Origin of the sequence: Paenibacillus beijingensis, from assembly GCF_000961095.1 — a bacterium.
GTDB classification, from domain to species: domain Bacteria; phylum Bacillota; class Bacilli; order Paenibacillales; family Paenibacillaceae; genus Paenibacillus_O; species Paenibacillus_O beijingensis.
Map to the genome: position 1 here is coordinate 2,712,592 of NZ_CP011058.1, position 26,276 is coordinate 2,738,867.

17 protein-coding genes are annotated in these 26,276 nt (G+C 53.6%); 8 read left to right on the forward strand and 9 right to left on the reverse strand.

Annotated elements, in window-relative coordinates:
* Nucleotides 1-200: 200 nt before the first annotated feature.
* The 4 genes from VN24_RS12335 to VN24_RS12350 all read right to left on the reverse strand — a co-directional run bounded on the left by VN24_RS12335 (nucleotide 201) and on the right by VN24_RS12350 (nucleotide 4,594).
* Nucleotides 201-704 (reverse strand): GNAT family N-acetyltransferase, encoded by a 504-nt coding sequence (locus VN24_RS12335; protein WP_045670654.1) that lies wholly within the window; start codon nucleotides 702-704, stop codon nucleotides 201-203.
* The gene (locus tag VN24_RS12340) at nucleotides 704-1,687 is read right to left on the reverse strand and encodes an aldo/keto reductase (RefSeq protein ID WP_045670655.1); all 984 of its coding nucleotides are present in this window, start codon (nucleotides 1,685-1,687) and stop codon (nucleotides 704-706) included. The genes VN24_RS12335 and VN24_RS12340 overlap by 1 nt, the downstream gene beginning before the upstream one ends.
* 124 nt (nucleotides 1,688-1,811) lie before the next feature.
* On the reverse strand, nucleotides 1,812-2,612 hold the full coding sequence (locus VN24_RS12345) for a PPK2 family polyphosphate kinase (protein ID WP_045670656.1): 801 nt from the start codon (nucleotides 2,610-2,612) through the stop codon (nucleotides 1,812-1,814).
* A gap of 116 nt (nucleotides 2,613-2,728) precedes the next feature.
* On the reverse strand, nucleotides 2,729-4,594 hold the full coding sequence (locus VN24_RS12350; RefSeq protein ID WP_045670657.1) for an LTA synthase family protein: 1,866 nt from the start codon (nucleotides 4,592-4,594) through the stop codon (nucleotides 2,729-2,731).
* Between the two features lie 175 nt (nucleotides 4,595-4,769).
* On the opposite strand from VN24_RS12350, the gene VN24_RS12355 reads away from it, so the two are divergent.
* Nucleotides 4,770-5,492 carry a GTP pyrophosphokinase gene (locus VN24_RS12355; RefSeq protein WP_420798617.1) on the forward strand — a complete coding sequence of 241 codons (723 nt, stop codon included), beginning with the start codon at nucleotides 4,770-4,772 and terminating at the stop codon, nucleotides 5,490-5,492.
* A gap of 133 nt (nucleotides 5,493-5,625) precedes the next feature.
* On the opposite strand, the gene VN24_RS12360 is transcribed toward VN24_RS12355, so the two are convergent.
* Nucleotides 5,626-7,554, reverse strand: coding sequence for an LTA synthase family protein (locus VN24_RS12360; protein WP_338012234.1), 1,929 nt, complete (start codon nucleotides 7,552-7,554; stop codon nucleotides 5,626-5,628).
* Between the two features lie 915 nt (nucleotides 7,555-8,469).
* On the reverse strand, nucleotides 8,470-9,324 hold the full coding sequence (locus VN24_RS26925) for a transposase (protein ID WP_082083740.1): 855 nt from the start codon (nucleotides 9,322-9,324) through the stop codon (nucleotides 8,470-8,472).
* Between the two features lie 499 nt (nucleotides 9,325-9,823).
* Between VN24_RS26925 and VN24_RS12380 the strand changes: the two genes are divergently transcribed.
* The 3 genes from VN24_RS12380 (at nucleotide 9,824) to uvrA (ending at nucleotide 15,805) form a co-directional block, all read left to right on the forward strand.
* The gene (locus VN24_RS12380) at nucleotides 9,824-10,099 is read left to right on the forward strand and encodes a hypothetical protein (RefSeq protein WP_045670662.1); all 276 of its coding nucleotides are present in this window, start codon (nucleotides 9,824-9,826) and stop codon (nucleotides 10,097-10,099) included.
* A gap of 688 nt (nucleotides 10,100-10,787) precedes the next feature.
* Nucleotides 10,788-12,785 carry an excinuclease ABC subunit UvrB gene (gene uvrB, locus VN24_RS12385; protein WP_045670663.1) on the forward strand — a complete coding sequence of 666 codons (1,998 nt, stop codon included), beginning with the start codon at nucleotides 10,788-10,790 and terminating at the stop codon, nucleotides 12,783-12,785.
* A gap of 128 nt (nucleotides 12,786-12,913) precedes the next feature.
* Entirely contained in the window at nucleotides 12,914-15,805 is a 2,892-nt protein-coding gene (gene uvrA / locus VN24_RS12390) for an excinuclease ABC subunit UvrA (RefSeq protein WP_045670664.1), read from the forward strand.
* A 259-nt stretch (nucleotides 15,806-16,064) separates the two neighbouring features.
* On the opposite strand, the gene VN24_RS12395 is transcribed toward uvrA, so the two are convergent.
* A complete protein-coding gene (locus VN24_RS12395; protein WP_082084223.1) occupies nucleotides 16,065-17,180 on the reverse strand; it encodes a MerR family transcriptional regulator in 1,116 nt (371 codons plus the stop codon).
* Between the two features lie 187 nt (nucleotides 17,181-17,367).
* Here VN24_RS12395 and VN24_RS12400 point away from each other — a divergent pair, with 187 nt between their 5' ends.
* Nucleotides 17,368-17,592 (forward strand): hypothetical protein, encoded by a 225-nt coding sequence (locus tag VN24_RS12400; protein ID WP_045670665.1) that lies wholly within the window; start codon nucleotides 17,368-17,370, stop codon nucleotides 17,590-17,592.
* A 181-nt stretch (nucleotides 17,593-17,773) separates the two neighbouring features.
* On the opposite strand, the gene VN24_RS12405 is transcribed toward VN24_RS12400, so the two are convergent.
* Nucleotides 17,774-18,742, reverse strand: coding sequence for a sugar phosphate isomerase/epimerase family protein (locus tag VN24_RS12405; RefSeq protein WP_045670666.1), 969 nt, complete (start codon nucleotides 18,740-18,742; stop codon nucleotides 17,774-17,776).
* A 464-nt stretch (nucleotides 18,743-19,206) separates the two neighbouring features.
* Between VN24_RS12405 and VN24_RS12410 the strand changes: the two genes are divergently transcribed.
* Nucleotides 19,207-21,822 carry a U32 family peptidase gene (locus VN24_RS12410; protein ID WP_045670667.1) on the forward strand — a complete coding sequence of 872 codons (2,616 nt, stop codon included), beginning with the start codon at nucleotides 19,207-19,209 and terminating at the stop codon, nucleotides 21,820-21,822.
* Nucleotides 21,823-22,020: 198 nt separating this feature from the next.
* On the opposite strand, the gene VN24_RS12415 is transcribed toward VN24_RS12410, so the two are convergent.
* Nucleotides 22,021-22,548, reverse strand: a complete 528-nt coding sequence (locus tag VN24_RS12415; protein ID WP_045670668.1) for a nucleoside 2-deoxyribosyltransferase — start codon at nucleotides 22,546-22,548, stop codon at nucleotides 22,021-22,023.
* A gap of 332 nt (nucleotides 22,549-22,880) precedes the next feature.
* Between VN24_RS12415 and pcrB the strand changes: the two genes are divergently transcribed.
* Together pcrB and pcrA are read left to right on the forward strand one after the other, a co-directional pair.
* Entirely contained in the window at nucleotides 22,881-23,603 is a 723-nt protein-coding gene (pcrB, locus tag VN24_RS12420; RefSeq protein ID WP_045673239.1) for a heptaprenylglyceryl phosphate synthase, read from the forward strand.
* Between the two features lie 87 nt (nucleotides 23,604-23,690).
* Nucleotides 23,691-26,054 carry a DNA helicase PcrA gene (pcrA, locus tag VN24_RS12425; RefSeq protein WP_045670669.1) on the forward strand — a complete coding sequence of 788 codons (2,364 nt, stop codon included), beginning with the start codon at nucleotides 23,691-23,693 and terminating at the stop codon, nucleotides 26,052-26,054.
* The last annotated feature ends 222 nt before the right edge of the window (nucleotides 26,055-26,276 follow it).

Below are 26,276 nucleotides of genomic sequence, written 5' to 3' on the forward strand. Positions count from 1 at the left end.
TGAAAAAAGCGGGTAATCGCTAAAACCGAACTCGTTCTGAGCCAAGGGGATAATACCCAAAAGGACGGCGCAGCAGCTATACCTTCCATGCACATGCACAATGAACCATGCATCCCGCATTCAAATTTATTCTAAGGCAGAAAAAAAGACGGTCCCGCGTTTGCGCGCGGTGAAGCCGTCTTTTTCTTTATTGGAACCTCTCATACTTTACGCCCCAAAATGACCAAATCCCGGTGTACGCCGTCGAGAATGGCGACGCCCGGCAGACGTCCCCAGCGCTCGAAGCCGTACTTGTCAAACAGGCGCAGGCTCGGCTCGTTATGGCCGAACACAAAGCCGACGAGCGAATGCAGACCGAGCCGCGGGCTTTCCGCCAGCGCCTGCTCCAGCAGCGTGCGTCCGATTCCTTGCGACCGGTATTCTTCAGCGATGTAGATGCTCAGTTCGGCGGTGCCGTTGTAAGCGGGACGGCCGTAGAAGGACTGGAAGCTGAGCCACGCGATGACGCGGTAGTCCTCTTTCATCACCCACAGCGGCCGGAAATCCGGCGAATGCTCGTGAAACCAGGGCAGACGGTCGGCAACCGTGACGGGTTCCAGATCGGCCGTGACCATCCGACCGGGAACGGTCTCGTTATAAATGGCGACGATCGCATCCAGATCTTCCAACGATGCATCGACAATGATTCGGCGATTGTCCGGCATTAAGGAAGCACCTTGCCTCTTGAAGCGGTGTATAGATTGTACCACTCGCTGCGTGTCAGACGAAGCCGGGCTGCGTCCTTGCAGGCACGGATACGTGCGGGATTGCTCGTCCCGATAACAGGCTGAATGGCGGCCGGATGCGTCATCAGCCAGGCGAGCACGACCGCTTCTCGGGTCGTCCCTTTTTCTTCGGCCAGCCGGCCTACCAGCTGCGCGGTTTTCTTCACATGATCCGGCTGGTCGTCCAGCGGCCGGCCGGAGAACAGCCCTTTTGCAAGTGGACTCCAAGCCTGCAGCTGAATGTTCTCCAATCGGCAAAATTCAAGCGTTCCTTCCGGAAAGACGTTGTCCTTCGCCGCTTCCTGATTCACGTGCACGCCCGTTTCGAGAAATCCGATCCGCTCCAGGCTCATCTCAAGCTGATTGGCTACGATCGGTTCCTCCGTATAAGCCTGCAGCAGCCGGATTTGACCGGCGCTCATATTCGACACGCCGAAATAGCGCACTTTACCGGATTCCTTCAGACGCGCAAAAGCGCGGGCGACTTCCTCAGGCTCCATCAGCGGATCGGGGCGGTGCAGCAGCAGAATATCGAGGTATTCCACACCGAGCCGCTGCAAAATCCCGTCTACGCTGCTTGTAATGTGCGCCTCCGAAAAATCGAAATGGTTGGAGCCGTCCTCGCCGCTGCCCAGCTTGATGCCGCACTTGGACTGGATGATGATCGATTCGCGCAGGTCCGGCTTGTCCCGCAAAATCTGTCCGAAGACTTGTTCGGCCTTGCCCCTTGTATAGATGTCCGCATGGTCGAACATCGTAATACCGCTTTCAAGAGCGGCTTCAACCGCCGCATGCCCTTCTTTTATATGCTCCGCTGTCACCGGGCTGTTATCCCAGCCTCCGCCAAGCCCCATACAACCGAGCACAAGCTGGCTGGCGGCCAGTCCCCGCTGCTGGAGCGGAATCGGCTTTATTGCGTTCATCAATGCTTCACTCCTCCTGGTATAAAAAATGCATATGTACCGATTTTGTATGCACATGTACATCTTTGTATTCGATTACGCTGCGGGCAATTCCTTTGGAAAATGGAATAATGAGATGAAGACGTTACGTTGGAAACGCATCCAGATCGATATCCGCTTGCGGATAGGCCAGCGACAAGTCTTCCATCGCCGACACGATGATTTGCAGCGTCAAATAGTTCCGGAACCACCGGTTGTTGGCGGGGACGACATACCACGGCGCGGCGTCGGTCGTCGTACGGTCGAATACGTCTTCATAAGCTTTTCGGTAACCGTCCCAGTAACGCCGCTCCTGTAGGTCGCTGATATCGAACTTCCACAGCTTCTCGGGGTCCTGCATCCGTTCCTTGATTTTTTCCAGCTGGAACTCCGGGGATATGTGCAGAAAAATTTTGACCAGCAGCACGTTTTGCGACTGCAGCATTTTTTCGAAATGCTGAATATGCTTCATCCGGCTGCGCGCTTCTTTATCCGATACGAGGCCGTGAACTCTAGTGATGAGCACTTCCTCGTAATATGACCGGTTAAAGGCGGTCATGTAACCTTTGGCCGGCACGAGCCGGTGCGTCCGCCACAGAAAGTCGTGGGCGCTTTCTTCGACGGTCGGTTTCTTGAAGCTTTCGGCGCGGAAGCCGTTCGGGTTCAGACCGGAGAGCACCTTTTTCACGACGCCGTCCTTGCCGCTGCAGTCCATTCCTTGGAACAGGACCAGCACCGCATGCATTTTGGACGCAAACAGCTTATCCTGCAGCTCCTTCAGCTTGTTTTCCAATCGATCAAAATCTGCGCGGATCTCATCCTTGTCTTTTATGCCGCCCGTGTCTTCAGGATCGAACGCTTTCAGCTTCGTCCGCTTTCCTTTTTGCAGCCGATATTGGTCCAGCATCGTCGAAAATCCCGCCTTTCGTATTCATACTGTAAGGTTACCACACCCGCGGATCGTGTAAACGAAAAATACCGCACCTTTTGACGGGTGCGGCATGTGAAGATAATGGCTGGAAGCTAGGAATGATCCGGCAGCTGTGTCATGTAGCTGTCCGACAGAAGCAGCAGCTCAAGTGCGCGGTTATAGGCATCCTCAGAAATAGAAGGGGAGGAGGATGACGTTCCCCCTGCGAGCGGATATACGGTGCCGTCGCTGTATTCGCTGCCGGGGATGAACAATGCGTCGTCGCCAATGAACGATCCGGACGGCAGATAGTAACGTTCCGGAATCAGGTTGTGACTCTGGTTCAGCAAATCCTGGCCCAAATGAAGCTGGTCTGCAAGCGACACGCCGGTTAAGTTGGCGACGGTCGGCAAAATGTCGACCTGACCGCCCACTTGCGGTAGAACCTCTCCTTTTGCCAGCCCAGGGGCGGCCAATATGAGCGGAATGTTGATCATATCGGTATAACCGTATTCCCGGCCGTAAATTTCGCTCATCAGCTCTTTTTCGTGGCTGTCAAGCGAATAGATCGGCAGGCCTAGATGGTCGCCGTAGAGGAGCACGACGCTGTCATCCCACAAGCCGGATGATTTCAGCTTGTCGATGAACTTGCCGAGCGCGTAATCAGCGTAGCTCTGTGCACGGAGGTAATCGCCCACGAGTGTATCGGCATACCGCTCGGGGAGCGTAATTTTGTCCTTCTCGTGCGGAGTCGAGAACGGGTGATGGGCGGTCATGGAGATGACCTGCGCATAAAACGGCGCGCCTTGCTCATTCATTTCGGCAAGCTTGTCGGCGGTTTTGTCGTACAGCACTTCGTCGGAAGCTCCGAAGAACACTTTGTCTACGTCGCCGAAGTATTCTTTGTCGTAATACTTGTCAAAGCCAAGCGCCTTGTACAGTTCGCCGCGGTTCCAAAATTCCACCACATTCGTATGGAAAGTAGCCGAATTGTAGCCGGCCGATTTCAACAGCTTCGGCAAACTCGGCAGCGTTTTGTAGGCGTAGGACATCGTTGCCGCTCCGCTGCGCGGGATGTAGAAGGATGTATTGACGACATATTCGGCATCGGACGTGTTTCCTTGGCCGACATTTTGATAGAAATGATTGAAATACGTGTTTTCCTTGGCCAGCCGATTCATCGTCGGCGTTATTTCCTGGCCGTCAATCTTCAAATTGATCAGGAAGTTCTGGAATGACTCCATCTGGATAATGATAACGTTCTTATCTTTGGCCACCCCCGCATATTGCGGATGCTGCGGTTCCGAAATTCCTTTAAGCTGATTGACTCTCTCTTGCGTAATGGACGACGGCGCCTCCAGCTCTTCTTTTTCCGGTGCAAGCAGCACATAGGCTTCGTAATTCAATATGCCCATCTCTTCCGCCTTTGTATGTTCATTCATACTGGCCCGGTTTGGCACAATGTTAAAAAGGCAGACGGCGACGGAGAAGGCGAAAAGGCCCGCATAAACGCTCTTCCTTATTTTGGGATTCCCCATCGGCCTGATGTTGTTGAAAAGCTGCTTTCGTTTTACAATTAACATGTAGATGAGCACGACAACATCCAGAAAAATAAACAGATAATACGGATCCATTAGTGAAAACACGCTGTTGCTGACGGCTGTTACCTGATTGGCCTGCTGAAGCGCATGGTAAGTCGCGATGACGCCGTAATACTTGAAATACATAAAGACGGCAAACAAAATTCCGGTCATGACCAGATTGGCGATTACGTAGTAGAGAACTTTGCGTCTGGACGCGAATATTTCGATCAGACAGAACACGATCCAGACGAACGGCATTTCGGTCACGACAATCGTCCATGAAGGACCGTCATCGAATACGACGAACCAGGCAAGCGCGCTCTTAAGCAGTAAGATAAGCGAGAAAAAAATAAATGTCCGGGTTGCAAGAAACCGGTAAAGACGGGTGGATTGCACGCTCAATCTTCCTCTCTCGGTGACTTGGAAATGTAACTTTTTTGTAAACCCAACGAGCTCTATTCTACATTATGAATCGGCTTCTAACCATTGTCAAAATTTAGGGCAGCATACACATTTCAGGTTTTTTTAAGTAAAGACCGCTATAATCAATGGCACGATGGGAGGACCGGTAATGGACGACAACCAATTGGAAGAATGGAAGTACATGATGCTGTTTTACAAGTTCGCCTTGGACGGAGTGAGCACGAAGCTGAAAATTTTAAACGAAGAATTTCAATTTATACATGACTACAATCCGATCGAGCATATTAAAACGAGACTGAAATCGTTAGCGAGCATCCGGGAGAAGCTGGGGCGCAAAGGCCATGAAGCGACGATCGAAAATGCAAAGGCTTACATTCGTGATATTGCAGGCGTTAGGGTCATCTGTTCCTTTTCCACGGACATTTATAAAATTTATCGGGCGATCAGCGGACAAAGCGACATCCGGATCGTGGAAGTGAAGGATTATGTGACAAATCCGAAGGAGAACGGCTACCAGAGCGTCCATATGATTGTGGAGGTGCCGGTGTATTTGACCGACCGCACCGAGTATACGAAGGTGGAGATTCAGATCCGTACGAGCGCAATGGATTTCTGGGCCAGTCTGGAGCACAAAATATATTATAAATTTAATTCCGATGTGCCGGACCATATCCGGCTGCAATTAAAGGAGTCGGCGGATTTGATCGCTTCGCTGGACCGTCGGATGCTGCAGCTCGGTGAGGAAGTGCAGTCGTACAGGCCGGATGCTCCCGCCCGCGCCGAAGCCCCACTCGCCGAAGCCGAGAGCGGCGAAGGAATCGAACGCATATTTGCGATGGGAGGCAGCGGAGAGCAGTCTGTGCGGCGGTAATTCCGGGTGAGATTAAGCAAAACCTTATTCGATAACGATGAAAATGAAAAAGCATCGAAGCTTCGTCTGCGTTTTCAGATGTCCTTCGATGCTTTTTTGGATTTGCCAACGCTTATTTGGATTGCCAACGAATTTATCGGCTCTTGCTGCCGTCTTCGGGAACACCTTCATCGGGCTTGTAGGCGGGGAGGGAACGGACATAGCTGTCGGACATCTGCAGCAGCTTTAATGCCCGATCGAACTCGCTTCGGGTAGATCTAGTTTGATCCGCCTCCAGTGTACTTGCGGCATTGCCTGATTTATCAGCCTTCGTCAGCGGAATGCTCCGCCCGTCCGAAAACCCGGCGCCGGGAATGAAGATCTCCCTGTCGTTAATGAACGAGCCTGACGGCAAGTAATATCGTTCCGGCAGCAGATTATGCTGCTGGTTCAGCAGATCCTGCCCGAAGTGAACCGTACCTGCGAGCGAGATGCCGGCCAGATTGGCAATGGTCGGCATGATGTCGCTCTGGCCGCCCGTCTGCGTCAATACCTGCGCTTTCAGTGCGCCCGGTGCGGAAATAATGAGCGGAATGTTCATCATCTGCGCATCATTATAATCGCGGCCGTTCAGCTCCTTCAGCAGGCTGAGGTCGGTCTTCGAAAGCGAGTAGATGGGCAGGCCCATATGATCGCCGTATATAACGATCGTGCTGTTATCCCATAATCCGCCGGCTTTCAATTCATCAAACAAAACGCCAAGCGCGTAATCCGTATAGTTTTGCGAGTAGATGTAATCGCCGACGAACGTGTCTTGGTAACGATCGGGCAGGCTGATTTTGTTTTTTGGTTCCGGCAAGTTAAAGGGGTGATGCGACGACATGGAAATAATCATTGCATAAAATTTTTTGCCCGCTTCAGCCTGCTTTTTCAGCTCGGCAACTGTTTTTTTGTACAGCACCTCATCGGAAGAACCGAAATGCACAATATCTTCATCCCCGAAAAATGCCCGATCGTAATAGCGGCTAAAACCTAGCGCCTGATACAGATTTTTGCGGTTCCAGAACGCAACGTCGTTCGTATGGAAGGTAAGCGCTTCGTATCCTTGTGCCCGGAACAGCTTTGGCAGACTGGGCAGCGCTTTGTCGGCATAAGCTTCCGTCGCGGGAACACGGAGCGGTACATATAAAGACGTATTCGTCAAAAACTCGGCGTCCGACGTATTGCCGGACCCCGCCTGCTGGTAGAAATGAGGGAAATAGACGCTTTCCTTCAGCAGTTTGTTCAAATTGGGTGTAATTTCTTTGCCGTCAATCGTTTTGTCCAGCAGAAAGTTCTGGAACGCCTCCAGTTGTACGACGATTACATTCCGTCCCTTCGCAGCGTCTTTGCCGACCGGATTGACGACCTCCGAAATCCCTTTTAGTTCGTTAATTGCAGATTGATTTACCGATGCGGGATTGAGCAGTTTCTCGTTGCCGCCGGTCGCCATCAAGAAAACTTCGTAATTTAAAATGCCCATCCTCTCATTCTGCACGAGTTCGTTGGCAATGCCGCGATTCGGCCAAACAATAAGGACGCATATGGCAAACATGGAAACAAAAAGCGCAAAGGGAGCCCCTAGAGGCTGAAACCGGCGGTTCGATAATTTGTTCCAGGAATGCCGGATTTTTTTGTTGAAAATAAGAACAAGTGCTGCCGCGACAATATCGACATAGATAAGCAGAAAATAAGGGTGCAGCAGCTGAAACACGCTGCCTTTAACTTCCGCCACCTGGCCAATTTGCATCAGTGCATGATAAGTGACGATAATGCCAAAATATTTGTAATACATAATGACCGCAAAATAAACCGTCGTCAGCAGCAGGTTCACGATCAGGTATACCGCCAGCTTGCGTCTGGACGCAAACAGCTCGACAAGCGCAAATGCCGTCCATATCGAAGGAAGGCCGGTAAGCAGTGGCCGCAGCAATTCCCCGTCATAGATGACAAAGGCGGCCAAGTATATTTTAAAAATCATTGTGATGGTAAAAAGAACAAAAGGGCTGAACCAAAACGTTTTTTTCGAAAATCCGCTAAGCAACCTACTCCACCCCATCTTGCGCCTCATAACCGTGACGCGGTCAACGATTGCGGCGAGAATCAAATATGAACCCATTTATTGTATCGGTCAGCCGCTCATAATACAACAATCCATCATACAACAATATTAATTTAAGCCATTTGCTGGGATTGCACATTGCTCTTCCAGACGCGTCTAAAAGAAAGCATCCCAATACCTCCCAGTGGTGGCTCTACGATATAGTGATTGTAAGAAGTGATTTCTAAATAGCAATTTAAGATAACGATTCCTAGATAACGATTCCTAGATAACGATTCCTAGATAACGATTCCTAGATAACGATTCCTAGATAACGATTCCTAGATAACGACTTCTAGATAACGACTTCTAGATAACGACTTCTAGATAACGGCTTCTAGATAGCGATTTCTAGATAGTGTTTTCTAGAACCTTTGGAGTATTATCCCCTTGACTCAGGAAAGTAAGAAGCAGGGTTCACCCCCAATTATTAATATGAATATGACCATGCTGCCTCAGAATTACATACGATCGATCCGCCTCGGTTGAATATGACCATGCTGCCTCAGAATTACATACGATCGATCTGCCTCGGTTGCCATATGACCGAACTGCCCCAGAATTAGACATGATCAATCCGCCTCAGAGTTACATAAGATCAAGCTGTGCCAGTTACATAAAGATCAAGCTGCCCCAAAGATGATCAAACTCCTCCGATGACAATATAATTAGGATATAAAACATTCGCACCATATGCTAAACAACAAGCCATCTAACAAGCAAGCAAGGATCATTCAATGGGATTAAACCGGAATTAGCCGGAATGCCGAAAGGAGTCGGGGGCATAGCTGCCCGATTGTCAGATGAATGGACAGGGTGAGCTTGTAGCACAGGCAGGGATACGACGAACCCAACACCCTAGGAACATTCGGATGGATGCATGCAAAGGTGAATTGAGGTGCGGGATAATGGCCCGTCGGAAGAAGGGCATCGATGAGTTCCGTTCAATCGATAACAAAACTCATCCAAATAAAGTTGGAGGTGTTTTCGGCCAATTCCGCGGAATTTTTGGTGAAGCCACGATCTGACGGTATTCCGCCATTGTTTAAATCGGGCGTTGCGATGAAGCCGGAAATACGACTTGGAGATGTCCGGTTGTTCGGATGAACGATCCGTGTAAAGGCCGGTGAATGCGCTCAAGCCTGATCGGGTCAACATTTTGCAGTGAAGGTGGGCCGGCTCGACCAGTTTAATTTTTACGCGGGAGGGGACATCGGCCTCCTGAAGAGAGGCAGCGATAATAACGGGATGTTCTTTAGGGTGCAACTCGAAGGAAAAGTTATGCGGTCGGCCTATGAAAGCGAGTTCTCCAACGATTTTGGCGGAAAGCGGCTGGCTGTCTTCTGCTCTGCTGATGAAGTTCCGCACTTTGTGCAGCATTGACCAGGCCGTTTTGTAAGTAACCTGTATTTCAAGGCTCAGCTCAGTTGCGTTGATTCCTAGTTCATAGTCGGACCATTGAATGAAGGCAAAAAGCCATTTGCGCAACGGGAGACGACTTCGCTCCAAAGCGGTATCCGCAGTGAGCGTTGTTTGATGGCGGCATGCACGGCACTCATAAAGAGGGGTTCTCCGGGAACGAATGATATAAGCATGACGATAACTGCAGCGGGGGCATATGAAGCCTTCCGGCCACTTGACCCGAAAAAAATAGTCGTAGCAGGACTCTTCATTTGGATATTGATCGCAAAATGACTGAAATCGTTCACCCATAGCCTAAGTCCCTCCTAAAAAGCGTCTGCGGTTCGCTCCCGTCCTGGCTCTCCGATCGAATTGGAATAATTATCTTGGAATAAGCGTCCTCCGGATGGAGAAATTAATAGGAACATTTGTTCTCTATATTGATATTACCAAACATTCGTTCTTTTTTCAATTAAACTAGAAAATTTTTTGGATTAGAAATTTTGTTTGTTGATCGGTTTTTGGTGATGGGGATTATGAAAAGTTGTCTCCTGTTTGAATGGTAAAAAGCTGATCCTGCACAGGTTAAGAAAGTCAATCCATAGCGTTTTTGCGCATTATTTTACGGGAGGAAACATAAATTATAATTTCATTTAATCGAATAAATAATGGTACTTTTAAAACTTCAACATAATAAAACAACTATTAGAGAAAGAGTTTATACCTATAAGAACCGTAATTTCGTATGAGAGGTAACGAATCTGCGTGATGGGAATAATATTAAGAAAGCCAGGTCTGAGAGAAGAAAAAAATGCAGGTGATAATCGCGTCTGAAAGAAGAAAACATGCGCAAGTGACACGCCTGAGTGAAGAGAATAATGTTCAAGTGAGACGCCTGATTGAAGAAATCGATGTCCAAGTGACGCGTCTGAGTGAAGAGAATAATATTCAAGAGACACACACGAGCGAACTAAGCGATGCCCGAGTGACATACCTGAGTGAAGAAAGCAATGCCCGAGTGACACGTCAGAGTGAAGAGAACAACGCTCAGGTGTCACAACTGATAGAAGAAAACATACGAAAGTGATAACGTTTGAGGGGAGAACGTGTACAAGAGTCACGTCTGAGAGAAAAGAACGATTCAGGTGATCGCTTCTGCAAGAGGAGAACGATGCGCAAGTGATTACTTTTGAAAGAAGAGAACATGCTCAAGTGACATGTTTGTGAGGAGAACAATGCTCAAGCGGTGGTGTATCAGTGAGTGAAGGGGAGGCGACAACGTTTCTGAGTAAAGGGGATAATGCTCCAAAGGAAAAATAGAGAGTACTACCTCCTGCGGAAGTTCTGCGGAAAATGCTGCGGAAATTCTGAGGAATTATTGCAGAAAATGCTGCGGAAGTGCTGAGGAAGTGCTGCGAAAATTCTGAGGAAGTGTTGCCCGAAGTGTTGCCCGAAGTGCTGCCCGAAGTGCTGCGGAAGCGGGTGGCGGCGTGATCTCATCCACGGTAAAAATGAGCGGCTCGTTCGATGCCAAATTTTGTCCAATGGATTTCGAGCGTTGCATAAGGAAGCCGAAGACGGTATAATAATGGGAACAAACATTCTTATGTTGTGGATTGTCTATATTATTGCAAAAAATGGGTATACAGTTTAATAGGCCTTCTAATCATATATTTCAAACCGGACGATTCAGACAAGGAAATGACAGGCCGGTTTTTTCATTGTTTCCGCAAGGAAATATCAATCAATTTATGAAATCGGGGTGTTTGTTGTAGATGGAACAAACGGCTTTAATGGATAAAAAGTTTGAGCTGAAGTCCAGCTATACGCCCCAAGGCGACCAGCCGGAGGCGATCCGGCAGCTCGTTGAAGGCGTGAAAGAGGGCAAGCGGCACCAAACGCTGCTCGGCGCAACCGGAACCGGGAAGACGTATACGATTGCCAATACGATCGCGCGGCTGAACCGGCCGACGCTCGTGATCGCGCACAACAAGACGCTGGCGGCTCAGCTGTGCAGCGAGTTTCAGGAATTTTTCCCCGACAACGCCGTTTCGTATTTTGTCAGCTATTACGACTACTATCAGCCGGAAGCGTACCTTCCTTCGACCGATACCTATATTGAAAAAGATTCCAGCATTAACGATGAGATCGACAAGCTGCGCCACTCTGCGACCAGTTCGCTGTTTGAGCGCCGGGATGTCATTATCGTTGCGAGCGTTTCGTGCATCTACGGTCTCGGTTCACCAATCGAGTACAACAGCCTTGTTCTCTCGCTGCGCAAAGGAATGGAGAAGCCGCGAGATGCGATACTGCATAAGCTCGTGGACATTCAGTATCAGCGCAACGACATTAATTTTGTACGCGGCACGTTTCGGGTGCGCGGCGATATTATCGAAATTTTCCCGGTGGCGAACAATGAGCGGGCGATTCGAGTGGAGCTGTTCGGCGATGAGATCGAGCGGATTACCGAAATCGACGTGCTGACCGGCGAAATTGTCGGCGAACGCGATCACGTCGCTATTTTTCCGGCATCCCACTTTGTCACTCATGAAGATACGATGAAGGTGGCGCTGAAAAACATCGAGCGCGAGCTGGAAGAGAGGCTGGAGCAGCTGAGGGAGGCAGGCAAGCTGCTGGAAGCGCAGCGGCTGGAGCAGAGGACGCGCTACGACATCGAAATGATGCAGGAAATGGGTTTTTGCTCCGGAATCGAGAACTACTCGGGACCGCTCACGTTTCGGGACCGCGGCGCGACTCCATACACGCTGATGGATTATTTTCCCGACGACATGCTTGTTGTTATAGACGAGTCGCACGTGACGCTGCCGCAAGTGCGCGCCATGTACAACGGCGACCGGGCCCGCAAGGAAGTGCTCGTTGATCACGGCTTCCGGCTTCCTTCCGCGATGGACAATCGGCCGCTCAAGTTCGAGGAGTTCGAGCAGAAGGTGGATCAGGTGATCTACGTATCCGCTACGCCAGGGCCCTATGAACTGGAGCACTGTCCGGAGATGGTGCAGCAGATTATCCGGCCGACGGGGCTGCTTGATCCGATTATCGAGGTGCGCCCGACGAAAGGGCAAATCGACGATTTGCTCGGCGAAATCCGCGATCGCATTTCCAAAGACGAGCGCGTGCTTGTGACGACGCTGACGAAAAAGATGGCGGAGGATTTGACCGATTATTTAAAAGAAGTCGGCATTAAGGTTCGTTATTTGCATTCCGATATTAAGACGCTGGAGCGGATGGCGATCCTGCGCGATTTGCGCCTTGGAACGTTTCACGTTCTGGTCGGCATCAACCTGCTGAGGGAAGGGCTCGACCTGCCGGAAGTTTCGCTCGTGGCGATTTTGGATGCCGACAAGGAAGGGTTTCTGCGGTCGGAACGGTCGCTTATCCAAACGATCGGGCGCGCGGCGCGCAACGCGGAAGGCCGAGTTATTATGTACGGCGACAAGATAACCGAATCTATGAATCAGGCCATAAGCGAGACGGCACGCCGGCGCTCCATTCAGGTCGCTTACAACGAGAAACACGGCGTGACGCCGCAGACGATCCGCAAACGGATCTACGAGGTGATCGAGGCGACGAAGGTAGCGGAGCAGAAGGCCGATTATTTGACGGGCGCCGCAGGCAAAATGACGCGCAAAGAGCGGCAAGCGCTAATGAACCGGTTGGAAGCGGAAATGAAGGATGCCGCCAAAAACCTCCAGTTCGAACGCGCCGCCGAGCTCCGGGACGCGCTTCTGGAATTGCGTGCTGAGGATAGCTGAGATGCATGACAGGTCCGTGTTTGGGGCGGACTTGCAAGTTTGCGAGCCGTACTTTTTTCAGTGCTGTAATTGATTTAACGATACAAATATATAAAAGGTGCACACGTTTTTCCTGAGGAGGGGACCTATTGGCCAGCGACCGTATTGTCATCAAGGGGGCACGCGCCCACAATCTCAAAAATATTGACGTCACAATCCCGCGCGACAAGTTTGTCGTTCTAACGGGCCTTAGCGGCTCCGGCAAATCGTCGCTTGCCTTCGATACGATTTACGCCGAAGGACAGCGCCGTTATGTGGAGTCGCTGTCGGCTTATGCACGGCAGTTTCTCGGTCAGATGGAGAAACCGGATGTGGACTCGATCGAAGGGCTGTCGCCCGCAATCTCCATCGACCAGAAGACAACAAGCCGCAATCCGCGTTCCACCGTCGGGACGGTAACGGAAATATACGACTACTTGCGGCTGCTGTTCGCGCGTGTAGGCAAACCGCATTGCCCGCAGCACGGAATCGAAATTACGTCGCAGACTGTCGAGCAGATGGTCGACCGGATTATGGAATATCCGGAACGGACGCGGCTGCAAATATTGGCTCCAATCGTTTCCGGCCGAAAAGGCGAACATTCAAAGCTGCTGGCCGACATGCAGAAGCAAGGGTTCGTGCGTGTCCGAATCAATGGAGAGTTAAACGACCTTAGCGAGAAGATCGAGCTGGAAAAAAACAAAAAGCATAATATCGAAGTGGTCGTGGATCGGATCGTTGTGAAGGAGGATGTCCGATCGCGGTTGGCCGATTCGCTCGAGACGGCTCTTAATTTGTCCGGAGGGCGCGTACTGGTCGACGTTATGGAGAAGGAAGAGCTGCTCTTCAGCTCCAATCTGGCTTGTCCGGTCTGCGGATTCAGCATCGACGAGCTTTCTCCGAGAATGTTTTCGTTTAACAGTCCGTTCGGAGCTTGTCCGGAATGCGACGGTTTGGGAGCCAAAATGGTCGTTGACCCCGATCTGCTCATCACCGACCCCGGCAAAACGATCGATCAAGGAGCATTCGAAGCTTGGGCGGGAAGCACCTCCAACTACTATCCCCAGTTTATGGCGGCAGTGTGCAAGCATTACGGCATTCCAACCGATGTTCCAGTCCGTGATCTTGCTCCGGAACAGATGAAGAAGCTGCTGGACGGAACGGGAGGAGAACGCGTTCGTTTTGTGTATGAGAATGATTTCGGCCATCGGAAGGAAGCCTACGTCCCGTTCGAAGGCATTACCCAAAATTTGGAGCGCCGTTACCGCGAAACCGCTTCGGACTCCATGCGGGAATATATCGAAGCTTATATGAGCGCAAAACCTTGCGGAACCTGCAAAGGCGACCGGCTCCGTAAGGAGAGCCTGGCCGTTACGGTAGGCAATGAAAATATTGCGCATGTGACGACGTTGTCCGTCGGGCAGGCGCGCCGTTTTTTTGACGAGTTGACGCTGTCGGAAAAGGACCGCGCGATCGCAAATTTGATTTTGAAGGAAATTAGCGGCCGCCTCGGGTTTCTCGTCAATGTGGGACTCGATTATTTGACGCTGAGCCGTGCCGCCGGCACGTTGTCGGGCGGAGAAGCGCAGCGGATCCGTCTGGCGACGCAGATCGGCTCGAGTTTGATGGGCGTGCTGTATATTTTGGACGAGCCCAGCATCGGGCTGCATCAGCGGGACAATGACCGATTGATCCAAACGCTGGAGCATATGCGCAATCTCGGCAATACGCTTATTGTGGTCGAGCATGATGAAGACACGATGCTGGCCGCCGACTACATTATCGATATTGGGCCGGGGGCCGGCATCCGCGGCGGAAATGTCGTTGCGATGGGTACGCCGAAGGAAGTGATGGCCGATGAGAACTCGCTGACCGGCGCTTACTTGAGCGGGCGTAAATTTATCCCCGTTCCGCAGCAGCGGCGCAAGACGGGCGAGAAGTGGCTGGAAGTGCGCGGGGCGAAGGAAAACAATTTGAAGAACGTGAATGCGAAAATTCCGCTCGGCGTGTTCACGGCGGTTACCGGCGTGTCCGGTTCCGGGAAGTCGACGCTGGTTAATGAGATTCTCTATAAAACGTTGGCACGCGACTTGAACCGGGCGAAAGCCCGTCCCGGACAGCATAAGGAAATTCGCGGTCTGGAGCAAATCGACAAGGTCATCGAAATCGACCAATCGCCGATCGGACGGACGCCGCGCTCGAATCCGGCGACTTACACCGGTGTATTCGACGATATCCGCGACGTATATGCCTCCACAAACGAGGCGAAGGTACGCGGTTATAAGAAAGGCCGCTTCAGCTTCAACATTAAGGGCGGCCGTTGTGAAACATGCCGCGGCGACGGCATCATTAAGATCGAGATGCACTTCCTGCCCGACGTCTATGTGCCGTGCGAGATTTGCAAGGGCAAACGGTACAACCGCGAAACGCTGGAAGTGAAGTATAAAGGAAAAAGCATTTCCGAGTTGCTGGAGCTGACGATTGAGGATGCGTGCGAATTTTTCCGCAACATTCCGAAAATCCACCGCAAGTTGCAGACGCTGCTCGATGTAGGGCTGGGGTATATGAATCTCGGTCAGCCTGCGACGACGCTTTCCGGCGGCGAAGCCCAGCGGGTGAAGCTCGCATCCGAGCTGTACCGGCGCAGTACCGGCAAGACGTTTTACATTCTTGACGAGCCGACGACCGGTCTTCATGTGCACGACATCGACCGTCTGCTGCAGGTGCTGCACCGGCTTGTCGACTCCGGCGAAACCGTGCTCGTCATCGAGCATAATCTCGATGTCATCAAGACCGCCGACTACTTGATCGACCTCGGACCGGAGGGCGGCAGCGGAGGCGGAACGATCGTTGCGACCGGTACTCCGGAGCAGGTTATCAAAGTAGAAGGCTCCTACACCGGCCGCTACTTGAAACCGATCCTGGAGCGGGACCGCAAGCGGACGGAAGAAGCGGCGCTTAGCCGCGAAGACGAAAGTGTGGCGGCAGCTGCCGCCGATTAACGGAATCGAAATAACGATTGTCAGTGGATACGAACTGAATTGCGACAACTGAAGGAGAGAACCGAAGCGCTTGATCTGAATTGCGAGAAGATCGGTGTTAAGCGTGAACGGTACTACAAGAAAGTGCGGCACTAAGTGCGGTACTACAAGAAATTACGGCACTAAAAGAAATTACGGCACTAAAAGAAACTTCCGAACGTTCTAGAGCGGATTCCATCCTGTTGGAGGAAGTCGCCTGGAGGGCCGGAAGTTTCTTTTTTCAGATAGAATGATCAATAATATCGGATGAAAGAAAGGACTCCCCTCCACCGGGGTCAAGTGCAATCGGAACGGCGTAGATGATATGGAGAAGATCGCTCATTTGCTGAGACCGGGTAAAATAGCCGTTTTCCGAAAACCATTGCAACAACCGGGAACGATCGGCGTAATATTGCTGCCTAATGAAATCGACCCACTCCGGCTTGTCTTCCCGGCTAAGGTTATCGATATAAGCGGCCCGCTCCGCTTCGTTTTCAAACATTAAATCGGCGATGCAAATTCGTCCGTGAGGATTCAGCACCCGGCGCATTTCCGCCAAAGCGAGCAGCTTCTGCTCTTCGGTCAAATGATGCAAGGCGTAGCTGGAAACGGCAAAATCAAAGCTGGAGTCGAGATACGGGATGGCCAAAAAATTGCCCAGCTTCGTTTCCATCTCCGGAAATTTGCGCCTGCACATCTTCAGCATTTCTTTGGACTGATCAATTCCGGCCATGGCAATGCCGCATTCCATGAACAGTGCCGCCAAATTGCCGGTTCCGGTCGCGATGTCCAGCCCTTTTTCCCCTTTAATAGGGTGAATCCATTCGCGGATTAACTTCAGCGTCCGTTTATATTCCGGATGTCTGTTAAACGATTGTTCGCCGGTGTGCAGAACCAGCTCATCGTGAAAGGAAGCCTGCCGGTCGAAATCCCATTGATCCCGCCAGGAGGAGCGCTGGTCCCGCAGCCGTTTCAAGCCTTGCGCCAGTTGAAAAATATCGTCCCATGCGAGCGACCGGTTCGCTTTCAACTGCGAGATCATCCCGTCGGCCGCTTCGATGTTCAGCTTTAATTCCACCCACTGCGAAAACATGACCGAACGCTGAAGCTCCAGCGCATAAAGAACCTCATCCTGCTCGCCGCGGTCCAGCTCCTCCAGCACCGACTTGATCTCTTCAAGGGACATGCCGACCTCCCTCAGCGAAATAATCGTCTGCAGTCGGCGCGCATCCTGTTCGGTAAAAATCCGGTAGTTGTTGTCGGGGTGCTTGGATGGGGATAAAATACCTTTCTCTTCATAAAAACGGACGGCCCGTGGCGATATGTTCAATTTATCCGCAAGCTCTTTGATTCTCATTGTCTTCACATATTACCGCTCCTTGATTTAAGTCTTAAGTCTGCTTCTATCATAAACCTTAACGCTGCGTTAATGTCTATGAAAAAGTGGCGGCCGTACCGTCCGTAAAAAAGCTTCTTGCCAGAATATCGGGTAAAAGATACCATAGAATAAAACAGGGTTTGTGTTAAAAAAGGAGGAAATTCCGATGTTCATCGCAGCGGAAGCGGCGAATGCCGCCTCAAGCACAAGCAACTTTAACGTCTTTGATATTTTCATGATTTTGTTCACGATTATCATTGCGTGGGGGCTGTTCAGACTGATGGGAGCAAAGCCGAAGCGGAATCTTTTTGCAATCGGTTTCACGGCAGTCTCGCTCGCTGTTTTTTTGTTTATCGATTATGTAATGGTTTTCAAAGTCTGGTTGAGCTGAGTCCGCATAATCGAAAAGATCTGATGGAAAGTAGTTCACAGCCGTAAAGTGTCGCAGCCGTGAAGAGGCACAATCGGGAAGAGGGGCAACCGAGAAGAGGAGCAACCGAAAGAGGCGCCACCTGGAACATACCGAAAAAGCCTGTCCCCGATTTTTGGGGACAGGCTTTATTTAGATCGTGTTATACCCACCACATTTGGCCAAGCGGTTCTTTGATCAGCACCTGCTGCAGGTTTTCCACCGCTTTGGTGAAGCCTTCCTCGACGGACATCAGGCCGTCCTCGTGCTCGATGCTGACGACGTAATCGTAGCCTACGAGGCGCAGCGCGCTGATGATGTCGGCCCATACTTTCAGGTCGTGGCCGTAGCCGACGGAACGGAACTGCCATGCGCGGTCCAGCATAAGCGAGTAAGACTGCATATCCGTTACGCCGTGGCGGTTGACGTTGATCGGGTCGATCGTCGTATCTTTCGCATGGAAATGGTGAATCGCGTTTTCGCGCCCTAGGATATGCACGGCCTGAACGGGATCGATGCCCTGCCACCACATATGGCTCGGGTCAAGGTTCGCGCCGATCGCCGGCCCTGTCGCTTCGCGCAGGCGGAGCAGCGTTGCGGGAGTATGAACGGAGAAGCCGCCGTGCAGCTCCAGGCCGATTTTGACGCCGGCTTCGGTTGCGACCGTGTTCAGCTCGCTCCAGTAAGGGATAAGCTTCGCTTCCCACTGCCATTTCAAAATTTCCTGGTAATCGTTTGGCCAAGGGGCAATCGGCCAGTTGGGATATTTAGCGTCTTCGTGGTCGCCCGGGCAGCCCGAGAAGGTGTTGACGACCGGAACTTCGAGACGGTTCGCCAGCTCGATCGTTTTGCGGATCACGGAATCGTGCTCCTGGGAAATCGCTTTTTGCGGGTGCAGCGGGTTGCCGTGGGCACTGAGCGCGCTGATCGTCAGGCCGCGGGACTCAACCACCTGTTTGAACGCCTTGCGCTTGCCTTCGTCGGCGAGCAGCTCGTCAAGATTGCAGTGCGCGTTGCCGGGATAGTTGCCGGTGCCGATCTCAATCGCTTCCAGCCCCTTGGAGGCAATATAGTCAAGCGATTCCTCAAATGTTTTTTGTGCGAAAAGAACCGAAAATACACCCAGTTTCATCGATCTCGTACCTCCTGTATATCGTTACGGATTCATATGCAACAAACAAATTGATTATAGCATGCCCATCTTTATCAAATCAGCCTGTAATGAAGCAAAAAGGCAAAATCGCATAAGAAGTCGGCTAATTGCTAAAGCGTTTTCTCTTCAGCTTGCCCCGCGTTGTTTCACAGTTTGCCGCGGGCCTGTTCCGCAGCTTGGGGACGACCGCTTCATGCCGCCACTTCATGGAGCATTGCAGTCGATCGTCCGTTTTGAACGCCGCATGCTGATGCGGGCATCCTATAGATTGGAATGGAATCCCCGCTTCAGGTCTGTTAAACTGAAGAAAAGGGCGGACGTTGGCAAAATTGCGCAAAACTAAGCTCATGCTTTCGAAGTGTTTTTGCATCCGCAAAAACTAAGCTCATGCTTTCGAAGTGTTTTTGCATCCGCAAAAACTTAAGGAGGATTAACAACGTAATATGACCGTTTCAATAAAAAGGGAAGATATTGAGCTGCTGGCGCCGGCGGGCGACTGGGATTGTATGCGGGCGGCGGTCGCGAACGGGGCGGACGCCGTTTTTTTCGGCGTGGAGAAGTTTAACGCGCGTGCGCGGGCGAACAATTTCCGGGTGGACGAGCTGCCGGAAATTATGGCTTTTTTGCACAGCTACGGGGTAAAAGGGTTTCTGACGTTTAACATATTGGTGTTCGAGGACGAGCTGCGGGATGCGAAGCAGTTGATCGACAGCTGCATCGACGCGGGCGTGGACGCCGTCATCGTGCAGGATCTGGGGCTGGTGAAGCTGATCCGCGAAATATCGCCGGACTTTCCGATTCACGGCTCGACCCAGATGACGATTACGTCTCCGGAAGCCGTCGAGTTTACGAAACCGTTCGATATCGAACGGGTGGTGCTTGGCCGGGAAAACAACTTGAAGCAAATTCGCACAATCGGCGAGCAGGCGAAGCTGCCGATGGAGGTGTTCGTTCACGGCGCGCTGTGCGTATCGTATTCGGGGCAGTGCCTTACATCGGAGATGTGGGGCGGACGCTCGGCCAACCGCGGCGAATGTGCGCAGGCTTGCCGCCTGCCGTACGACCTGATGGTCGACGGCGAGCAGAAGCCGATGGGCGATATCGCTTACCTGCTTTCGCCGAAAGATTTGGCGGCGATCGACATCGTGCCGGAGCTGATCGAAGCGGGCGTAACGTCCTTCAAAATCGAAGGCCGGCTAAAAAGCCCGGAGTACGTCGCAAACGTCGTCTCCAAATACCGCAGCGCCATCGACCGCTATTTCGAGGGCGATACGACCGGTCCGACGAAGGAAGAGGTGCGGGAGCTGCAGCAGAGCTTCTCGCGCGGTTTTACGCACGGTTTTCTGAAAGGGACGAACAACAAGCAGCTCGTGGAGGGCACGTTCCCGAAGAGCAGGGGCGTTTATCTCGGCCGGGTGGAAAAAGTGCTGCGCGACGGCGTCGTCTGCCGGATCGAAGTGCCGCTTAAGCGCGGAGACGGCATCGTGTTCGACGCCGGAGATCCGACGCAGAAGGAAGAGGGCGGCCGCGTCTACGATATCCGCCGTCAGGGCGTAAAGATCGAAGGCGAAGCGCAGGAAGGGACGCAGCTGGAGATCGTGCCGGGACGCAATGACGTCGCGCTGCGGCGTGTCCATGTCGGCGACCGGATTTGGAAAACGAGCGATCCGGCGCTGGACAAGCGGCTGCGGGCGACCTACGAGACCGAGAAGCCGTACCGGGTATTCCCGCTTCGTGTTAAGGTAGAGGGCAGAGCCGGTCAGCCGCTGCGTACGTGGTGGACCGACGTGCAGAAGGGTACGACCGTACAGGTGGACTCGGAGCTGCTGCTCGAAGAGGCGCAGAAACGCCCGATGGATCAGGCGTTTCTGGCCGAGCAGCTTGGCCGCCTTGGCGGCACGCTGTTCCAGCTCGATTCGCTCGAGATTGATCTGCAGGGCGAGCTCATTGTGCCGGTGCGGGAACTGAACCGGATGCGCCGCGAGGCAGTCGAGCAGCTGGCGGGCGAGCGTCCGAAGCCGCCGGTGTACGTGAAGAGCGACGTCGACGTATATGGCGGCGCTGCGATGCGCACAGGCGCGGCATCGCCGGCAGCGGATAACCGGACGGAGCAGACTGATGCCCTTGAAGTGAACCGGCTCGGCGAGTTGGCGCCGTTAACGTCGACGGCTGCTCAGTCTGGCGCCGCTCCCGGGCAGCAGGCGGCGCTGACCTCGCTTTGCCGCAGCCTTGAGCAGGTGGAGGCGGCCGCGGCGACCGACGTGGCGATGATTTACGCCGACTTCGAGTTCATCAAGCAGTTCCCGGCGGCGATCGAGACGGCCCGCCGCGCCGGCAAGCCGATTGCGCTGGCGACGCCGCGCATTCATATGCCGGGCGAGAACGGCTATCACGCCAACATTTTGAAGCTGGCGCCGGATGCCGTGCTCGTGCGCAACACAGGCGCGCTCTATTATTATTTGCGAGCCCGCGCCCAAAATCCGGGAGCGCCGTTTCCGCAGCTGATCGGCGACTTCTCGCTCAACATTGCCAACCATAAAACGGTGGAGCTGTTCGCGGAAGCGGGCCTTGACCGGATGACGCCTTCGTACGATCTCAACATCCAGCAGATGGTCGATCTGCTTGGACGCGCGGATACGTCTAAGCTTGAGGTCGTCATCCACCAGCACCTGCCGATGTTCCATACCGAGCACTGCGTGTATTGCACGTTTATAAGCGAAGGAACGGATTACACGAACTGCGGACGCCCGTGCGAGGAGCACCGCATTTCACTGCAGGACCGGATCGGCATGTCCCATCCCGTCCGCGTGGACGAAGGCTGCCGCAACACGGTTTACAACGCGATCGAGCAGTCCGGGGCGGAATATGTCCGCAACTTTTTGGAATTGGGCGTACGTTCCTTCCGGGTGGAGTTTCTGGAGGAGAGCGCGGACAAAGTGGGCGAGGTGCTCGGCCTTTACCGCCAGGCGCTCGACGGCAAGATCAGCGGCACGCAGGTGTGGCGCAGCCTGAAGGCGACCAACCAGCTCGGCGTGACGCGCGGACAGTTGGTGAAATAAAGATCGGAAGCGGGATTGTAAAACAGGATAAGAACGAATCGATAAGTACAAAAACAGGTAGAGCGATACAATGAGATGAAACAATAAAACGAAACAATACGATTAAATGAAACAAAGCAATGGAAGCGTCAAGACAAGAACGATACAAGTAAGGCTATCCTCTGCAGCTGAAGCGGCAGGGGATAGCCTTTTTTTGTGTCAAGCCTTCAAATCTTGAGCCGCTTTGCGCAGGCAGTCTTCGAAGGTGCCGGCAACGATTTCCATCGGGATCGCCAGCATCAGGTTGAGCGGCAGGCCGAAGTTTTCGACGGTCATGCCGTCTTTGTACGTGCCGGCCGCCGGGTCGATATCTGCGCGGAGCTTCTGCTGCTGCTCGCGGCCGTCGGCAATGTAGCCGTACAGCTTTTTGCCCCGGGCGTATCCATATCCGCATTCGAACACCGTTCCCGAATCCGGTTCAACGCCGCGGAAAGGATTAAGGTTGGCGATGATGAGGTCGGCTTTGTCGATCAAGCGGATGTTGCCTTCAAAAATCGCTTTGGCCGTATCTGTCCTGTCGGGCAGCGGCTGGATCTCTTTATCGAGGGGATAGAGCCCTTCGAGCCCATACTGTTCGCATAACGCTTTCATGCGTTTGCCGTATTCGGCTGCATCCGGCCTGAACACTTCGAATCCGGCGAGATAGGCTTTGGGCCGTTTTTGCTTGGCATTGTCGTTTGAGTTCATTCGTTCTCCTTTCTAAAAAAAGCGGGCTAGCGGCGCATTTGGCATATGCTGCGATTCCGGCATACGCTGCGAATTCGGTAAACAGCTGCCATAGGGCAACCGGATCGTCTTCGGGCAGTCAACCGTTCGCGCCGCGCGGCGTTTCTATTTTTACTATCATAGAACGATATTCATGGCAGTTCAATCCGAAGGCCCGCCGAAAGGGCCGTACAGCAGAAAATCAGCCGGAAAAAGGCGGAAATTGACACCCCCGAACCGTTCCCCTAGACTGGGAGAAAGAAGATGGATGCGGGATGCGCATCGGCTTATTTTTCATGAAGCGAGGACTTTCAATGCAGGCATATCCTTTTTTTACATGGCGTCACGTGTTCAAGCTGGATCCGGACCGGGAAATCAGCGAGGAGACGCTGGATGCGGTATGTACCTCCGGTACGGACGCGGTGCTCGTCGGCGGCTCCAGCGGCGTGACGTTCGACAATACGGTGGAGCTGATGTCGCGCATCCGCCGCTACGAGGTGGACTGCGCGCTGGAGGTGTCCGGCAGCGAAGCGGCGGCGCCGGGGTTCGATTATTATTTCATCCCGATGGTGCTGAACACGTCCCAAATCGATTGGCTGAGCGGCAAACAAACGGCGGCGCTGCGCGAATACGGACCGTTTATTCCGTGGGAAACGACGGCGGCCGAAGGCTACATTATTTTGAATCCGGACGCGGAAGCGGCCCGATTGACCGGGGCGCAGACCGGGCTGGACGAGCGGACGGTGCTCGCCCATGCATTGATGGCCGACAAGCTTATGCGGCTGCCGATCGTCTATTTGGAATACAGCGGCCGCTTCGGCGATATGGATCTGGTTTGCAAGGTCGGTTCGGAGCTGAGCGGGGCGCGGCTGTTTTACGGCGGCGGCATCGACGGGGCGGATAAAGCAAGGCAGGCTGCTGAGGCTGCCCATACGGTCGTGGTCGGCAACGTCGTATATGACAACCTTGAAGCTGCGCTGCAGACGGTGCGCGCGGTCAAAGATACGTTTTGCCTTTTGCCATCGAAAACAAATTGACACCCGTTCTGTCGTTGTCTAGACTAAAGAGAAAGCGAACAAAAGGCGAACAGAACGAGCATTAAGCGATAAAGGAGCAATATTAATATGTATAACGCAATCGGCATCGATGCGGCGGTGCAGAAGCTGAATCCGCCGCAGCGGGAAGCGGTGCAGCAGACGGACGGGCCGCTGCTCATCATGGCGGGCGCGGGCAGCGGCAAGACGCGGGTGCTCACGCACCGCATCGCCTATCTGATCGAGAAGCGGCGGGTGGCGCCATGGAGCATATTGGCCATAACGTTCACGAATAAAGCGGCGCGCGAAATGCAGGAACGGGTGGCGCAGCTGGTCGGCCCGATGGGCACGGACATTTGGGTGTCCACGTTCCACTCGATGTGCGTGCGGATTTTGCGCAAGGACATCGACCGGATCGGTTTTTCGTCCAACTTTTCCATTCTCGATTCGGCCGACCAGCTGTCGGTTATCCGCGGCGTGATGAAGGATCAGAACATCGATACGAAAAAGTTCGAGCCGAAGGCGGTCCAGTCCGTCATCAGCAGCGCGAAGAACGAGCTCATCGATCCGGCGCGCTTCGAGCGCAAGGCGGGGGCGGACTATTTTCAAAAAATCGTCTCCGACGTTTACAAGGCGTACCAAAAGCGGCTCAAAAGCAACAACTCGCTCGACTTCGACGACCTGATCATGATGACGACCCAGCTGTTCAAGGACATGCCGGAAGTGCTGGAGTTTTACCAGAACAAATTCCGCTTCATTCACGTCGACGAATACCAGGATACGAACCGGGCGCAGTATATGCTGTGCCGGATGCTGGCCGACAAACACCACAACATCTGCGTCGTCGGCGACAGCGACCAGTCCATTTACCGCTGGCGTGGGGCCGATATTACGAACATTCTCAACTTCGAGGAAGACTATCCCGAAGCGAAGACGATTATGCTGGAGCAAAATTACCGCTCGACGGCCAACATCCTGAACGCGGCGAACGCGGTCATCGCGCAGAACTCCAGCCGCAAGGACAAGAAGCTGTGGACCGACCGCGGGGCGGGCGAAGCGATCACGGTGTACCAGGCCGATTCCGAGCATGACGAAGGCTACTTCATTACCGGCGAAATCCGGCGCGGGCGCGAGGGCGGACGCAACTATGCCGACCATGCGATTTTGTACCGGACGAACGCCCAGTCGCGGGTAATCGAGGAAATTCTCATTAAATCGGACATTCCGTATCAAATCGTCGGCGGCATCAAATTCTATGACCGTAAAGAGATTAAAGACCTGCTTGCGTACCTGCGGCTCATTTCCAATCCCGACGACGACATCAGCCTGGAGCGGATTATTAACGTGCCCAAACGCGGCATCGGCGATACGACCGTCGGCAAGCTGGCGGCCGAGGCGGCGCGCAGAGGCGTGTCGATCCACAGCGTGCTCGGCGATCTGGGCGGCGTCGACGTGAACGGACGGACGCGCGCCACGCTGCTGGAATTTAAAGCGATGGTCGATAATTTGCGGGCGATGGTCGATTACCTGTCGGTCACGGAGCTGACGGAAAAAGCGCTCGAGATGTCGGAATACAAGCTCGAGCTTGTGCGCGAGAACACGCTGGAGTCGAAGGCGCGCCTGGAGAACATCGACGAGTTTCTGTCCGTGACGATGGAATTCGAAAACCGCAACGAAGACAAGTCGCTGGTCGCGTTTCTGACGGATCTGGCGCTGATCGCCGATATCGATTCGATGGATAAAAAAGACGACGAGGCGGCCGGCGACGCCGTCGTGCTTATGACGATGCACAGCGCGAAGGGGCTGGAGTTTCCCGTCGTGTTCATCATCGGCTGCGAGGAGGGTGTATTCCCGCACAGCCGCGCCTTCCAAGACAACGACGAGCTCGAGGAGGAGCGCCGGCTCGCTTATGTCGGCATCACCCGCGCGGAGCAGCGGCTGTTCATGACGTGCGCCCGCATGCGTACGCTGTTCGGGCGCACGAATTCGAATCCGCCTTCGCGATTCCTGGATGAAATCCCGGAATCGCTGAAGGCGGGAGCCGTGTCCGGAGGCCGCTTCGGCGCCGGACGGTACGGCGCCGCGGCGCCCGCAGCCGGAGGCTTCGGGTACCGCGGCGGCAGCGCCGCAGGCGCCCGCTCTTCCGCGCCGCAAGGCTTCGGCGCGGGCGCGCGCAGCCGCCCCGGAGCCGGCGGGGCGGCCGGGGCCGCCGCAGGCGGCAGCGGCGTGCGCGTGAGCACGCCGCTGAACGCCGCCCGGGCGGCGGCTGGCGCGGCCGGCGACGCGCCGCGCAGCTTTGCCGCGGGCGACAAGGTCGCGCACGCGAAATGGGGCTCCGGCGTCATCGTCTCCGTCAAAGGGACGGGAAATGACACCGAGCTGCAGATCGCCTTCCCGGCGCCGGTCGGCCTCAAGCGTCTGCTGGCGAGCTTTGCGCCGCTCGAGAAGGTGTGATCCCGCGCCCGGCTTCACGGCGCGCGGTCAAGAGGCCTCAGCGCCCTCCTTTTTCACGGACTGCGAAGCTGACGCTGTAATCACCCAATCGCAACCGGTATTTCACTCGCGGCGCGTTTCGATGCCGCATGACGGCTGTCGGCACCTCGATTGCAGAACGTAACGTTTATCATTCACAAGGGCGGTTTCAGACTTCAAAGCGAAGGCCGGAGCCGCCCGGTT

Coding starts and splice junctions, on each gene's coding strand:
- VN24_RS12335 (WP_045670654.1), bottom strand. CDS start 704: ATGCCGGACAATCGCCGAATCATTGTCGATGCATCGTTGGAAGATCTG.
- VN24_RS12340 (WP_045670655.1), bottom strand. CDS start 1,687: ATGAACGCAATAAAGCCGATTCCGCTCCAGCAGCGGGGACTGGCCGCC.
- VN24_RS12345 (WP_045670656.1), bottom strand. CDS start 2,612: ATGCTGGACCAATATCGGCTGCAAAAAGGAAAGCGGACGAAGCTGAAA.
- VN24_RS12355 (WP_420798617.1), top strand. CDS start 4,770: ATGGACGACAACCAATTGGAAGAATGGAAGTACATGATGCTGTTTTAC.
- VN24_RS26925 (WP_082083740.1), bottom strand. CDS start 9,324: ATGGGTGAACGATTTCAGTCATTTTGCGATCAATATCCAAATGAAGAG.
- VN24_RS12380 (WP_045670662.1), top strand. CDS start 9,824: ATGCAGGTGATAATCGCGTCTGAAAGAAGAAAACATGCGCAAGTGACA.
- uvrB (WP_045670663.1), top strand. CDS start 10,788: ATGGAACAAACGGCTTTAATGGATAAAAAGTTTGAGCTGAAGTCCAGC.
- VN24_RS12395 (WP_082084223.1), bottom strand. CDS start 17,180: ATGAGAATCAAAGAGCTTGCGGATAAATTGAACATATCGCCACGGGCC.
- VN24_RS12400 (WP_045670665.1), top strand. CDS start 17,368: ATGTTCATCGCAGCGGAAGCGGCGAATGCCGCCTCAAGCACAAGCAAC.
- VN24_RS12405 (WP_045670666.1), bottom strand. CDS start 18,742: ATGAAACTGGGTGTATTTTCGGTTCTTTTCGCACAAAAAACATTTGAG.
- VN24_RS12410 (WP_045670667.1), top strand. CDS start 19,207: ATGACCGTTTCAATAAAAAGGGAAGATATTGAGCTGCTGGCGCCGGCG.
- VN24_RS12415 (WP_045670668.1), bottom strand. CDS start 22,548: ATGAACTCAAACGACAATGCCAAGCAAAAACGGCCCAAAGCCTATCTC.
- pcrB (WP_045673239.1), top strand. CDS start 22,881: ATGCAGGCATATCCTTTTTTTACATGGCGTCACGTGTTCAAGCTGGAT.
- pcrA (WP_045670669.1), top strand. CDS start 23,691: ATGTATAACGCAATCGGCATCGATGCGGCGGTGCAGAAGCTGAATCCG.